General features: G+C 58.0%; 13 protein-coding genes. 7 read left to right on the forward strand and 6 right to left on the reverse strand.

Annotated features, from left to right (window positions below; all coding sequences use genetic code 11):
• The first annotated feature begins 3 nt into the window (after positions 1–3).
• The 4 genes from HPDFL43_RS03335 to HPDFL43_RS03350 all read left to right on the forward strand — a co-directional run bounded on the left by HPDFL43_RS03335 (position 4) and on the right by HPDFL43_RS03350 (position 4,342).
• Complete coding sequence (locus HPDFL43_RS03335) at positions 4–396, forward strand: hypothetical protein (protein ID WP_007195831.1); 393 nt, start codon at positions 4–6, stop codon at positions 394–396.
• A 151-nt stretch (positions 397–547) separates the two neighbouring features.
• Positions 548–2,230 carry a flagellar basal-body MS-ring/collar protein FliF gene (fliF, locus tag HPDFL43_RS03340; RefSeq protein WP_007195832.1) on the forward strand — a complete coding sequence of 561 codons (1,683 nt, stop codon included), beginning with the start codon at positions 548–550 and terminating at the stop codon, positions 2,228–2,230.
• A 679-nt stretch (positions 2,231–2,909) separates the two neighbouring features.
• Positions 2,910–3,584 carry a transcriptional regulator VisN gene (gene visN / locus HPDFL43_RS03345; protein ID WP_007195833.1) on the forward strand — a complete coding sequence of 225 codons (675 nt, stop codon included), beginning with the start codon at positions 2,910–2,912 and terminating at the stop codon, positions 3,582–3,584.
• A 95-nt stretch (positions 3,585–3,679) separates the two neighbouring features.
• Positions 3,680–4,342, forward strand: a complete 663-nt coding sequence (locus HPDFL43_RS03350; RefSeq protein ID WP_040449575.1) for a helix-turn-helix transcriptional regulator — start codon at positions 3,680–3,682, stop codon at positions 4,340–4,342.
• A 95-nt stretch (positions 4,343–4,437) separates the two neighbouring features.
• Here the strand turns inward: HPDFL43_RS03350 and HPDFL43_RS03355 are convergent, their stop codons facing one another.
• From HPDFL43_RS03355 to motA, 6 genes are read right to left on the reverse strand one after another with little or no spacing between them, the layout of a single operon-like run.
• The gene (locus HPDFL43_RS03355) at positions 4,438–4,890 is read right to left on the reverse strand and encodes a hypothetical protein (RefSeq protein WP_040449003.1); all 453 of its coding nucleotides are present in this window, start codon (positions 4,888–4,890) and stop codon (positions 4,438–4,440) included.
• Positions 4,887–5,978, reverse strand: a complete 1,092-nt coding sequence (gene flhB / locus HPDFL43_RS03360; RefSeq protein WP_007195836.1) for a flagellar biosynthesis protein FlhB — start codon at positions 5,976–5,978, stop codon at positions 4,887–4,889. The genes HPDFL43_RS03355 and flhB overlap by 4 nt, the downstream gene beginning before the upstream one ends.
• A 12-nt stretch (positions 5,979–5,990) precedes the next feature.
• Positions 5,991–7,043 carry a flagellar motor switch protein FliG gene (locus HPDFL43_RS03365; RefSeq protein ID WP_007195837.1) on the reverse strand — a complete coding sequence of 351 codons (1,053 nt, stop codon included), beginning with the start codon at positions 7,041–7,043 and terminating at the stop codon, positions 5,991–5,993.
• Position 7,044: 1 nt separating this feature from the next.
• Entirely contained in the window at positions 7,045–7,770 is a 726-nt protein-coding gene (fliN, locus tag HPDFL43_RS03370; RefSeq protein ID WP_007195838.1) for a flagellar motor switch protein FliN, read from the reverse strand.
• Between the two features lie 59 nt (positions 7,771–7,829).
• Positions 7,830–8,777, reverse strand: a complete 948-nt coding sequence (locus HPDFL43_RS03375) for a FliM/FliN family flagellar motor switch protein (RefSeq protein WP_007195839.1) — start codon at positions 8,775–8,777, stop codon at positions 7,830–7,832.
• Positions 8,778–8,781: 4 nt separating this feature from the next.
• A complete protein-coding gene (gene motA / locus HPDFL43_RS03380; protein ID WP_007195840.1) occupies positions 8,782–9,654 on the reverse strand; it encodes a flagellar motor stator protein MotA in 873 nt (290 codons plus the stop codon).
• A gap of 200 nt (positions 9,655–9,854) precedes the next feature.
• Between motA and HPDFL43_RS03385 the strand changes: the two genes are divergently transcribed.
• From HPDFL43_RS03385 to fliI, 3 genes are all read left to right on the forward strand, one after another.
• A complete protein-coding gene (locus tag HPDFL43_RS03385; protein WP_007195841.1) occupies positions 9,855–10,637 on the forward strand; it encodes a DUF1217 domain-containing protein in 783 nt (260 codons plus the stop codon).
• The gene (gene flgF, locus HPDFL43_RS03390) at positions 10,637–11,362 is read left to right on the forward strand and encodes a flagellar basal-body rod protein FlgF (RefSeq protein ID WP_007195842.1); all 726 of its coding nucleotides are present in this window, start codon (positions 10,637–10,639) and stop codon (positions 11,360–11,362) included. The genes HPDFL43_RS03385 and flgF overlap by 1 nt, the downstream gene beginning before the upstream one ends.
• A 70-nt stretch (positions 11,363–11,432) precedes the next feature.
• Complete coding sequence (gene fliI / locus HPDFL43_RS03395; RefSeq protein ID WP_007195843.1) at positions 11,433–12,812, forward strand: flagellar protein export ATPase FliI; 1,380 nt, start codon at positions 11,433–11,435, stop codon at positions 12,810–12,812.
• Positions 12,813–12,842: the final 30 nt, after the last annotated feature.

The raw sequence follows: 12,842 nt of genomic DNA on the forward strand, positions 1-12,842 counted from the left end.
CAAATGTCCGATTCACTTCACGATCCCGGCGGGAGCCCGAGTGAGCCTCTTAATGATGTTCTTGAGCGCATCAGCGAAGAACTCGTTGATGTCGCGGAACTGATCGAGCGGCTTGAGCCGCTTCTGTCGAATGGCCGCTCGACCGAGTTTTTAGCATCGCCCGATCACATGCGGGTCATGCAGGGCATTGATCTTGCAGTGCAAAAGTCCCGTGGTCTTGCCGAGTTCATCGAAGGGATCGGGGAACGGCTTGAACCGGATCAGCTTGTCGATATCTCGACTGCGCTGAACCTGATCACGCTCGAGGACATGAAGCGGCGCTTGCGTTCATCGATCCATGAAGCGCCGTCTGCCGAGATCTATCAGAAAGCCTCTGGCGATCTGGATTTTTTCTGATCCTGACAATCGCCCATTTGATGACGTGTCCAGGGGTCCGTGTGGTTCCCGGATCGTCAATTGTGCCAGACCACCTTCGCACAAGTTTCACCGCCTAACCTGAGTGGACCGGTTATCCTGACCGGTTTACCTTGTTGAGCGCGGATGCAGAATGAGTCTGTTGAACCAGCTATCCCAGATCGGAAAAAACCTTGCATCCCTTGGCCAGGCCAGGATGCTTACTCTCGGTGGGGTTGGCGCAGCGTCTGTGGCGCTTATCATTGCAGCAGCGCTGTTCCTGAACAAGCCGGCGCGTGAAACGCTCTACATCGGCCTTTCTGGCGAGGACATGACCCAGATCAGCCTGGTGCTTGCTGAATCCAACATCGATTTTGCTTCAGGCCTCGACGGAAACTCGATCACCGTGCCAGCCGGCATGACCAGCCGGGCACGGATGTTGCTGGCAGAGCGTGGCCTGCCATCCTCCAACACTGCCGGTTACGAGCTGTTTGACAAGGTCGGGTCGTTGGGCCTGACGAGCTTCATGCAGGAGGTTACGCGGGTCCGCGCGCTGGAGGGCGAGATCGCCCGCACAATTCAGTCGATCAATGGAATATCTGCCGCGCGGGTTCACCTCGTTATGGCTGACCGGGGCAATTTCCGTCGTGGCGAACAGCAGCCATCGGCATCCGTCATGGTCCGCACCGGAACAAACCTGGCGCCACGCACTGCAAATTCGATCCGGCACTTGGTTGCTTCCTCTGTGCCCGGCCTGAATGTTGATGAAGTCACTGTGCTTGATGCGACTGGCCAACTGCTCGCCACCGGTGATGATTTTTCGAACTCAAATCTCAACCGCTCGCTGTCGATCGTGCAACTGGTTCAAAACGAGGTCGAAACGAACATCGAAAAGGCACTGGCGCCATTTCTCGGCATAGAAAATTTCCGTGCAAGTGTTACGGCAACGGTCAATACGGACAGCCAGCAAGTCCAGGAAACCATCTTTGATCCCGAATCCCGCGTGGAGCGGTCGACCCGGGTGACGCGCGAAAACCAGACGTCCAACCAGTCGGCGACGGATACCCCTGCAACGGTCGAGCAGAACATTCCCGATCAGGGGCCTGCCGCCGGGGGCGCAGCCGGGCCGCAGTCAAGCGAACTGGCCGAGCGCAAGGAAGAGCAGACCAACTACGAAATCAATTCCAAGGTGATTTCGACCGTGCGCAACAGTTACACAGTCGAGGGTCTGTCGGTCGCTGTTGTGGTCAATCGGGCGCGGATCGCCGATATGTATGGTGGCGCACCGACGGAAGAGCAAACCGCCGCCTTCCTCGCTGAAGTCCAGACACTGGTCAATTTGGCGGCAGGCGTCGACGATGAGCGTGGGGATCGTGCCAACATCACCGTCATGGACTTCATGGCCAGTGAATTGCTCACCGCAGATGCAGCGCAGGGCGGGTTCGGTGACACTCTGAAAACCCATATCGGGACCATCATCAATGCCATCGCCTTCATCACAGTTGCCGTGTTGCTGATCATGTTCGGCTTCCGTCCTCTGCTCGGGGCAGGCAAGACTGCCGAGCAAGCTGAAGACGCTGTCGACGATATCGGCCTTGAACTGCCCGACTTCTCCCCTGCGGCTATGGGTGGACCTGGGGCTATGCCGATGGAAGGCTTCGGTGCCGACTTTGGATTTGGTGAGGATGGCGATTCCGAATTGGAGATGGAGGAGTCCGGATCCTTCAACCGTCGCGTCAAGGAAGGGCCGGAGCGTCGTCTCGCCCGCATGGTCGAGATCAACGAAGAGCGCGCCGCCAAGATTCTCAGGCAGTGGTCTTCAGGCGAAGCGGCCTGATGGAATTTCCCGGGCGATTGGCCGCCTCGGGCAGCCGCGCCGACCATGCTCCTCAGCCCCACTGACAGGTCTCTGCTGGCCTTAGAAGGTTGTTTGCAATGACAAGCAACCCGCAATCTCGAAACAGCCCCAGCCCCAGCCCCGGCCCAGCTTTGGTCTCGAGCCCTGTCCCGCGCCCGCAGTGGGTAAGGAGATCTTTGGCCAAATGCCCCTGCAAGACCTAGAGCGCCGTGCGTCCAATTGGACGCACAAAGGTCGCTCTAACACTTTGATTTGATGCATGTACGTTTTCACTCAATTGAATCCAATTGAGTGCGACATGCATTAGTGAAAAGAAGCACCCTAATTCTCAGGATTGTGAGAGAGATCGCGATAATGAGCCCGCTTATCATTTTGCAGGCAGCTTTTTGAGGCGAATCAGCTAGTCTGGCAGACCCACAGATGAATCTTCCTGTAAAGTCCTAGAACAGGGCAATATTAAATTGGGAAGGGCTGATGCAATATATATCTATATTCGACGGACGATTCGGTGTTTTCTAGTTTCCCGAGTAGCAGAAGCAGAAACAGGGGGGGCAAGCAGACCCTATTCACCAGGCCGCGGAAGCGGGCTTTGAAGAGTCTGTTCGATGGTTTCAATGGTGTTCGGATCGGGAATGCTTGATTTGACAAAGGGGCAGTGATGATCGCGCGGGCGGCGTTTATCCAGCAGATTGAAGACAGGACGATATGCGGGAGCATTGCAAACGGGTTTGATCTGATATCAGACTACACAGGGGCAAAATGCTATCTGGTTGCGAGATACGATCACTATTCCGATCGCCATCATGATTTTGTCCTGACATCAAACTGGCCTTTTGATCTTGTCCGCAATCTGGGTGCGGGACTTGTTGATGCACAGGCGCGCACCAGTGAAGTCAGCCGCTGTCTGCACGCTTTCGAGCCGTTGTTTCAGGATGTGGACGGCGTTGCGGTCAATCTGCCCGAAAACCTGTCTCCACGGGTCTGTCTGGTGCCCTACAATGTCGGCAAGGTTCGCCTCCTGATGGCCTTGTTGTTTGAAAAGGATGCGTTCGTATCCCACGACCGTATCAGAGATGCGGCTTTGGCCGCTTCCTATCATGCCGTGCATTTCACCGAGATAACCACGACGAGTGACAGTCTGTCCGATCTTACCGACCGCGAAGTTGAATGTCTTTCCTGGATTGGCGAAGGCAAGACCAGCGACGAGATCGCGCTGATCATTGGCATCTCGCGCAATACGGTCAACAACTACATTACCAGCATCATGAACAAGACTGGAGCAAAAACCCGGTCGGAGGCGGTTGCTTTTGCAGTTCGCCAGCGCATCATATGATGGAGGGGGACGAATCCATGGACATTGCAACCGTGCAAAACCGGAATGGCTTGGAAGACCGGTCCTTTCATAAGATATTCAATGGAGGGGACGCTATGGCAGGTTCGACCGCTGATCTGTTCCCCAAATTGGTGGCGATGCAACGGCAATGCGCGGCGGCTGGTTTTGCTGTGATGTCGGCTCGCGAGCAAACCTTGCTGGCGGCCGGCAATCTTGACATCACCATGAAAAGCCCTGGATGCGATGCAATGGCCGGTCCCTTGCTGAAATCGCAGATGGGGTTCCTGCTGAGGCATCTCGACAGCTCTCCGCGGCCAATTCTTTATGCTGCAAACAGTGATGCGGTGCCCAGCCCACCGCCGGCGCTGCCTCTCATGCAGACAGAAGAAGGCCGTACCGACCTTCTGTTTCCCGTCAGTCTTGGGGCGATGGGCAACGGTTACATCGGTTTCTTCGGGGTTGATGGCGCCATCGACAGTGAACTGTTGATCGACCTGCACCGCAAATCCCTGGCCATGATGCGTGAAACCCTGCGGCTGGCATTCGGAGCGGCGCCGGTGGCGGACAAGCTCAATGAACGTGAAATCGAGTGCCTGCAGCTTGTCGGCAATGGCATGAAGAGCGAAGCCATCGGCGAAAGGTTGAATTTGTCGGTTCACACGGTCAATGCATATCTGGGCTCGGCCACAACCAAACTCGACGCGGTCAATCGCATTCAGGCGATCGCCAAGTCGATCCGGCTCGGCATCATCGCTTGATCATCGGCAGGTGATCGCCCGTTCGTGTCACGCAGGAATCAGGCGAGTCGCCAGACAAGTTCAAAACCAAGATACACGCAGCCAAAGCCTGCCAGTCAGGCAGCCGGCCGTGAAACCTGGATTGCCGGTATGAACGGACGGTAGGCCGCAGCAAGCAGGCGTTCCTCAAGAAACGCGGTGTTGTGCTGTGGATTGTCGCTCGGGTCCTCGAAGGAAATGTGGTTGATTTCGACCCCGCCGCAATCATGCTCGAGCGTCAGACGGGCATAAACCGTCACACCCTTGGGCCGGATCTCCAGATCGAGGACAACCCGTGGCTCCCCGCTCCAGTCGAGATAGTAGTCGCCGCCAATCCCAAGTGTGATTGTTCCCGGCAGAAAAAACAATTCGGCTGCTGAAGCCACAAGATCTGCAAGGTCGCCGTTGCGCTCGAAACGCAGCATGGAAACCAGATCCGCCACGTCAATCATCCGCAACTCACTGGCAACGGGGCAGATGGCATCCGCAATTATACGTTCCCGTTCGGATGAGTATGCACACTGTTTCATGATTGGGCGCCTGCGGTTTGGGGCTTCGATTTGTCTGTGTAGATCCGATGTACGAGCTCTGCCACAGCCTTGTAGAACACTGCTGGGATGAAATTATCGACCGAGACTTGTGCAAACATGGAGCGGGCGAGCGGCGGATCTTCAAAAACCGGGATCCCGTGAGCCTCGGCAACTTCGCGGATTTTGAGCGCGATCAGGTCCTGGCCCTTCGCAATCACCACCGGGGCGCCACCCTCTTCGCGAACATAGCGCAGAGCCACCGCAAAGTGTGTTGGATTGGCGATCACCATGGTCGCGCGTGGAACCTCGGCAATCATCCGGCGCCGGGCGCGGTCGCGAGCCAGCGAGCGTTGGCGCGCCTTTACGATCGGATCGCCATCCGACTGCTTCAGTTCATCCTTGATGTCCTGCTTGCTCATTTTCTGGTCGTTGTGCCAGCTATAGCGGGTCCACAACACATCCAGGACAGCGAGCAGCGCGGTGGAAATCAGTACCACCGCGACCACCTTGGCCGCAATCCGCGCCATGTCCGGAACGACCAGCGTCGGATCCATGAACATGAAATCAAGCGACCGGAAGAATTCGTCCTTCATGGCGATGCTGACAAAAAGCGAGACCGCGATGATCTTGAACATGGATTTGGCGAATTCCACCATGCCTTTGATGCCGTAGATCCGGCCGAAGCCTTTGACGATCGATATTCTCTCAAGCTTGGGCTGAATCCGGTCAAGCACGGGACTTGGCATGTTTTGCAGAACCGAGGCGGCAATACCGAACCCCATCAGCAAGGCAAAGGCGGGAACCATCACCACCCCGGCCTCTATGAACAGGGACTGAAACAGCGCCACCGCATCGCCACCTGTCTCCAGGCGCCAATCGTCGGACTGCTCGAAAAGGTCGCGCAGGGAGTTTGTAAATCGGCTTGCGGCGGACGGCAGAAAGAAGACCAGAAACAACAAGGTGCCCAGGATCGAGGCAAAAATCGGGACTTCGCGGCTGAAAGGGATATTGCCCTTGTCGATGGCATCGCGGAGTTTTTTCTCGGTGGGTTCTTCTGTTTTACTGTCTTTGTCTTCGCCTTCAGCCATGTCGGCTCAGACTCAGGCCGCTTCGGCTTCGGCTGCCGCCGGAGCGTCTTCGCGCAATGTCAGTTGATCAAGACCGGCAAGCCGGATCGCCTCCTGGGCGATGGTGCGGCGTGCTATGGCGATTTCCCTGGTGCTGACCCCGGCTTCTCCTGATGCCAGATCGGATTCGATCATGCGCCGTTGCCGTGCGCCGATAGCGGAGAGCACGGCCTCGCGCACGCCGTTTTCGGAACCGCGCAGCGCGGTGGTGATGACGTCGCCTGAAATGTCGTTGAACAGCGTAACACGGCTGCGCTGCGGCATGAACTCGATGTCATCGAACAGGAAGATACGCGGCCGGACCTTTTCGACTGCCGACTGCGAAACGGTTTCAAGCGCACCCAACAGAGATTCAACATCCGGCTTGGAAAGCTCGTTCATGATGTCCGCGACCTTGACCGAACCTGTGTTCGCCTTCTCGGCCTCCATTTCATCGACCAGCTCGCGCACCCGTGCCTCGATGATCTCGGCGGCGCGGGGATTGACAGCCTTGAGTTCAACAGCACGGCGGACAATTTCGACGCGGGATTGTTCGGGCAGCTTCATCAGGGTCTTGCCGGCAAAAGCGGTGGGAAGCATCGAGACGACATAGGCGGCCGTTTGCGGATGTTCCTCCTGCAGGAATTTGGCCACCCGGGTCGAATCGAGATCCTGCAAACGCTCCCAGACGGTCGTCTCGAAGGCTTGAAACTGAGTACGGCGACCCAGCAGGCCGTCAACCTCTTCAGGCGTCAGGCCTTCTTCGAGGATGCCTTCCATGGCTTTGGCATTGTCCATCAGGCCTGTGCCTTCGCTGAACAACTCTTCAAACTCGTTGACCAGCTCGATCAGCTCCTGCGGCTTGATGCTTCGCAGATTCTGCGCGCAATGAATAATCTCCTGCAATTCTTCCTGTTCGAAGAACTTCAGGAGTTTTCCTGCAACTGGTTTGCCCATGGCGAGAAGCACGGCGGCAGCCTTCTCGGTCGGCGTCAATGCCGTGCCAACGTTGGTTCCTGGGGTATCGAACTCGTTGTAGCCAACCATATCAGTCTGTCTTCTTCTGTGGAGCACCGATGACTTCGATGATTCGGACGGCGAACTTTGTGTCATCCGAATCCAGAACCGTGATTTCCCCACGGCCGATCATCTTGCCATTGACCATGATTTCGACCGGCTCGCCGATCTTGCGGTCGAGTGCGATTGTTGCCCCTTCCGAGAGTTCCATCAATGAGGACACTGCCATCCGGCTCGAGCCGAGGATGATCTGCACATCAACAGGAATGCCCATGACCAGGTCAACACGGGTGTTTGCCCCGGTCGCGCCCAGCGTCGGCCCCGGAGCGGCTGCTGCCGCTGCGCCGAAGTCCTGCCCTGCAGCACCGCCGAAATCAGCACCGCCGCCGAAATCGGTGTCGCCGCCGAAATCGGTGCCGCCGAAATCAGCAGTCCCGCCAAAATCTGTCGCCCCAAGATCGGGAGCACCCATGCTCAGATCATCGCCACCGAATTCGGCAGCGCCTGTTTCCGGTGCGTCGCCAATGTTGAACGGATCATCTGCTGCTGCAGCCGAATCGTTTCCGAAATCCGCACCGAAATCTGAGTCCAAAGAAGCAGCGCCCCCCATACCATCCATGCTTTCATCGTTGAGAACCGGCGCTTCACCGGCGTCTTTCTTCAATACGTCGCGCAGATCGCCGACAGCGTCGTCGATGGCGCCGTCATCGAGCGGCGCTGGATTGAAATCGTCGTCTGTTGCGTTTTCCCCAGCCATCCGTTCTTATCCCGTCCCAAGCTTGCCCGGAGCCTTCCAAGCGACTCCTTCATGCAGGTTCATGAAAAGTCCGATCTCCAGTTTTCGTCTGGCCCGGCGTCGCCTTCGACCTTGACCATATAGCGCGCCCCGGATTTCCCCAGAGCGCAGGTGTAGAGTGCCTTGCCATTGGCGCTGAGCGTCACTTCGATATCGCCGGTTTGGGCGAAGCCGATCAGATCACCCACCTGCAGCCGGCTGATCTCACCGACCGGCAATGGCGCCAGCGCCACCGCCGCCTGCAGATTGATCTGAGAGCGCGACACCCGCGCGTTCAGCCGTTCGGCCCAGTCGTCGTCGACCGCATTCGGCGCGTTTTTCTTGCTGGTGATGGGTTTTGTCTTCAGCAAAATGGATTGCGGCAGGATAAGGGTGAGCGGCGTAACAACCGATCCGAACTGCAACTCCAGTGTGATCGCCGCAGCATGGAAATCGGGTTTTGGATCGTCTTCCGCCTCGGGGATATCGAGCATTGGCTTGCCCGCGCCGGCTTTTGCCGTCGGGTCTTTGGAAGCGACCTCGCGAAGCGTATCATTGAGCTGCTCGAAAACCACCAGCGACATGTCGAGCTCAATGCCCGAAAGCGGCCGCGCTGCGATATCGAGTTCTTCGGGATCCGAGCCGCCCAGCAGGCATTCCACCATCGCGATGACCAGCTTGGTGCCGCACAGCGCAGAGATGTCCCTCGACCAGCCCTCGATCCAGGTATCGCAAAACACCGCATCCTGTCCGAAGACCGAAAGCAACTGACGCCGCGACCCTTGCTGGATTTCTCCGGGACGGGCTGAGAGATGCACATTGGTGGCCATTTCGAAGGCCCGCTCAAGCGGTCCGCACATTGCGCTTTGAAGCGAGTGGCATTTGGCTTCGATGACAGCGGCATCGCCTTTGGCACCGATCATCCTGTCCAGAAGTTCCGGATCGAACTCGTAGGTATCGGTTTTGGAGTCTTTTGCGCTGTTTGTCATGGCGTTACGCTGCCTGGCCGCCGCCGCCCGGGTTCATCATTTCCTGCTCGACGGCATCGATCGACGGGCGTTCGTAAGAGGAGATGGTCTTGCGGCCGTGTTCGAGAGCCACCTGAGGCACCGAGCCGTTCATGTAGGCCAACAGGGTCTGCTTGACGATGGTGTAGAGACGGTTCTGCTTGGTGCGCACGATCTTGATATTTGTGGCAACCGGGCTGACAACGCAGTAGCAGAGAAAGATCCCGAGCATTGTCCCCACAAGCGCTGCACCGATCAGGCCGCCAAGCACCTCCGGCGATTCAGTGATTGCTCCCATTGCCTTGATCACGCCGAGAACGGCGGCGATGATTCCGATGGCCGGGAAGGCGTCGCTCAATGTGCTCATGGCGTTGTAGGCCTTGAGGCGGTCGGTGGAGATGGTCTGGATTTCTTCATCCATCAGGGCCTCGATCTCATGCGGACGGGCGTTTCCGATGATGATGAGGCGCACATAGTCGCAGATGAAGGACGTCAGTTCCTTGTTCTCAAGAACGGTTGGGGCCAGCAGGAACAGTTCGGATTCGTCGGGATTGTCGATGTGGGCTTCAATCTCGTTGCGGCTCTTTGTCCGCAGGTCGCGCATCAGCGCATAGAGGATGCTCAGCGTATCGAGATATTCGCGCTCCTTGGGTACCTTGTTTTTGAATGCCTCACCCAGCGCCTTCATCGTGTCCTTGATGACCTTTGTCGGGTTGGACATGATGAACCCGCCAATGCCGGCGCCACCGATGATCACAAGTTCGAACGGTTGGTTGAGCACGCCGAGCTTGCCGCCCATGGCCATGTATCCACCGAGGACGCACCCGAGGGTGATAACAAAACCGATGATCATATTCATGACAGCCGCCCGCGATGGTTCCTAAGATGCCAAGTCCTATGGTGTGAGCCTTGTGTGAAGCTGAATCTGGCCCTGTTGTAAGTGCGCGGTAAACACCTTCAGCTTCGCACAAGCATGTTGGCCTAAATCGGAACAGGCATGGGGAAAAGTGTGCCATTTCGGCCGCGAATCGACCCGATGGACACAAAAGGGCCAATCCGGTGATTTCGACCTACACCAGCTACCGCCTCATCGCTCAGGACATCCCGAAGTCCATCGAGCGGATTGCCAGTCAGCCGCAGGTCGCCCGCGAAAGCGAAAACTACCTGTCGCGGATTTCCGAGATCAAGTCGATCGACGAATTCATGGCTGACACGCGCGTGTTCAACTATGCCATGAAGGCCCACGGCTTGGAGGACATGTCTTATGCCAAGGCGTTCATGCGCAAGGTGCTCACCGAGGGCACGGACGACGACAACGCCTTTGCCAACCAATTGGCGGACACCAGGTATCGCGATTTCGCCGAGGCCTTCAATTTTGCCCGCCACGGTGAAACGGCAACCATTTTCACCAGTGCCCAGCAGGGCACTGTCGACAAGTACCACCGCCTGACCCTTGAGGAAGAGGCCGGTGCCGACAACACGGGCGTCCGGCTGGCGCTCTATTTCGAACGCAATGCTCCTGAGTTGACCTCGGCCTACGAAATTCTTGCTGACAATGCGCTCGCCGACGTGGTGCGCACAGCGCTAGGGCTCCCCTCGGAACTGGCGGCCACGGACATCGACAAGCAGGCCGACCTGATCAATTCGCGTATCGACCTTGAAGACTTCAAGGATCCGGAAAAGCTCGACAAGTTCCTCAATCGCTTCACCGCGCTTTGGGAGCTGCAGAATCCCTCGGAGGGGTTTGCGGATTCGAGTCTTCTGCTCGGTTCCTCGTCAGGCTTCGGCATCACCCCTGAATTGATGCTTTCAATCAACAATCTCAAGCTTGGAGGCCGCTGATGCAAGGTTCGCTCTATGTCGCGTTGTCGTCGCAGATCGCACTGGAGCGGCGCATGAATACCTTGGCCGACAATGTCGCCAACGCCAACACAACCGGGTTTCGGGCCACTGAGATCAAGTTCAATGAGGTGCTGGCCGACACAGGCGTGGCCAATGTCTCCTTCGTCAACCAGGGCGAGGATTATCTGTCCACCGAAAATGGTGGGCTTCGCACAACCGGCAGCCAGCTTGATTTTGCCATTCGCGGCGAAGCCTGGTTCATGGTCGAGACCCCGACCGGAAACATGCTGACCAAGGACGGACGCTTCACCATCACCCAGGCTGGTGAACTGGTCAACATCGATGGCTATCCGGTGCTCGATCCCGGTGGCGCGCCAATCCAGCTCAATCCCGCAGGTGATCCCCCGAAGGCCGGCCGTGATGGTGGCCTGACCCAGGATGGCGTACGCATTGGTGCGATTGGCCTCTACCAGGCAGATCTGTCGCAGGGATATTACCGTCAGGGGTCGCTTGGTGTTGTTCCAAACGTGCCGCCCGAAGCGGTTGTTGATACTGCAGGCACTGGTCTTTTGCAGGGCTATATCGAGGATTCCAACGTCAATCCAATCTTGGAAATGACCAATCTGATCATGGTGTCCCGTGCCTTCGAAAACACCTCGGCCATGACCCGCGCCACTGAGGACGTTTTCAAGGAAGCGATCCGCACGCTTGGCAGCGGCCAGTGATCCCAATGGGCATGATCCTTATGGGCGGAGACACACCTTTGGGCAATTTGACCGTCGGGGCGACCCGGTCATGAGCGGGCGCCAGGGCCTGGCTGTGCTCGCGCGCGAAGTGCGGCGCATTTCACGCCCCCATGGCGGATATGATGTATCCGGCATCGTGACCGAAGTATCTCCCGGTCACTGTGTTGTGGCCGGCCTCTCGCGCCATGTCCGGATCGGTGACTTCATCAGCTTTCGGCACGATGATGGGGTCAAGCTTGCTGAAGTGGTGAGCCTCGGCCCGGACCAATTGATTGCGTGCCCCGTTGATGGCGCGGCGCAGGCTGCTATCGGCGAGCGGGTCTGGCGTCAGGGGGCGTTTCGTCTGTCACCCCATCACACCTGGTGTGGACGCACGATCAATGCTTTGGGCGAACCGGTCGATGGACTCGGGGGCCTGGAGCATGGAACCGTATCGCGTCCGGTCACCGGAGCGCCGCCGGCATCCATGCTTCGCCAGAGAGTCAACGCGCCATTGCGCACCGGCATCCGTGTGGTCGATGTCTTCACGCCGATCTGCCGGGGCCAGCGGCTGGGTATCTTCGCCGGGTCCGGCGTCGGCAAGTCGACGCTGCTGTCAATGTTCGCCAAGGCAGCGGATTTCGATCGTGCCGTGATTGCACTTGTCGGCGAACGCGGCCGCGAAGTGCGCGAGTTCATCGAAGACACGCTTGGCGAAAACATGAAAAAGACCGTCGCTGTCGTCGCCACCAGCGATGAAAGCCCGATGCTGCGCAAACTCGCGCCACTGACCGCGGTCACGGTCGCCGAGCATTTTCGCGATCAGGGTGAGAATGTTCTGCTGATCGTCGACAGCCTGACCCGCTTCGCCCACGCCTTGCGTGAAATAGGCATGGCTGCAGGTGAGCCTCCGGTGGCCCGGGGGTATCCGGCCTCGGTTTTCACAGCCCTTCCCGGATTGCTCGAGCGCGCCGGGCCGGGGCCAAAGGGCGCCGGTGCGATCACCGCGATTGTCTCGATCCTGGTTGATGGCGACAACCACAATGATCCGGTCGCCGATTCCGCGCGCGGTATTCTTGATGGCCATCTGGTGCTTGACCGCGCGCTGGCAGATGAAGGCCGTTACCCGCCAGTCAATCCACTCACGTCGATCTCGCGACTGGCCCGCAAGGCCTGGCGCGGTGACGAGGAGAAGCTTGTTATGCGGCTCAAGGCTTTGATCCACCGCTACGAGGAAACCCGCGATCTGCGGCTGATTGGCGGCTACCGGCCCGGCACGGATGCCGAGCTGGACATGGCGATCAAGCAGGCACCGGTGATTTACGATTCATTACGCCAGAATCCCGACCAACCACCAAGCGCTGATGCTTTTGCAGAACTGGCTGAGGCCATGAAAGCGGCTGCGGGGATCCCGGCGACGGAGCCCGCGACAGAAAGGAACAAACGGTGACCCAGACCGACGCTGAAACCACATTGGATT

The sequence above is a fragment of the Hoeflea phototrophica DFL-43 genome, from assembly GCF_000154705.2.
GTDB lineage: Bacteria > Pseudomonadota > Alphaproteobacteria > Rhizobiales > Rhizobiaceae > Hoeflea > Hoeflea phototrophica.

Excerpts from the sequence above, each read along its gene's own strand:
- HPDFL43_RS03335 (WP_007195831.1), top strand. The coding sequence starts at position 4 with ATGTCCGATTCACTTCACGATCCCGGCGGGAGCCCGAGTGAGCCTCTT.
- fliF (WP_007195832.1), top strand. The coding sequence starts at position 548 with ATGAGTCTGTTGAACCAGCTATCCCAGATCGGAAAAAACCTTGCATCC.
- visN (WP_007195833.1), top strand. The coding sequence starts at position 2,910 with ATGATCGCGCGGGCGGCGTTTATCCAGCAGATTGAAGACAGGACGATA.
- HPDFL43_RS03350 (WP_040449575.1), top strand. The coding sequence starts at position 3,680 with ATGGCAGGTTCGACCGCTGATCTGTTCCCCAAATTGGTGGCGATGCAA.
- HPDFL43_RS03355 (WP_040449003.1), bottom strand. The coding sequence starts at position 4,890 with ATGAAACAGTGTGCATACTCATCCGAACGGGAACGTATAATTGCGGAT.
- flhB (WP_007195836.1), bottom strand. The coding sequence starts at position 5,978 with ATGGCTGAAGGCGAAGACAAAGACAGTAAAACAGAAGAACCCACCGAG.
- HPDFL43_RS03365 (WP_007195837.1), bottom strand. The coding sequence starts at position 7,043 with ATGGTTGGCTACAACGAGTTCGATACCCCAGGAACCAACGTTGGCACG.
- fliN (WP_007195838.1), bottom strand. The coding sequence starts at position 7,770 with ATGGCTGGGGAAAACGCAACAGACGACGATTTCAATCCAGCGCCGCTC.
- HPDFL43_RS03375 (WP_007195839.1), bottom strand. The coding sequence starts at position 8,777 with ATGACAAACAGCGCAAAAGACTCCAAAACCGATACCTACGAGTTCGAT.
- motA (WP_007195840.1), bottom strand. The coding sequence starts at position 9,654 with ATGAATATGATCATCGGTTTTGTTATCACCCTCGGGTGCGTCCTCGGT.
- flgF (WP_007195842.1), top strand. The coding sequence starts at position 10,637 with ATGCAAGGTTCGCTCTATGTCGCGTTGTCGTCGCAGATCGCACTGGAG.
- fliI (WP_007195843.1), top strand. The coding sequence starts at position 11,433 with ATGAGCGGGCGCCAGGGCCTGGCTGTGCTCGCGCGCGAAGTGCGGCGC.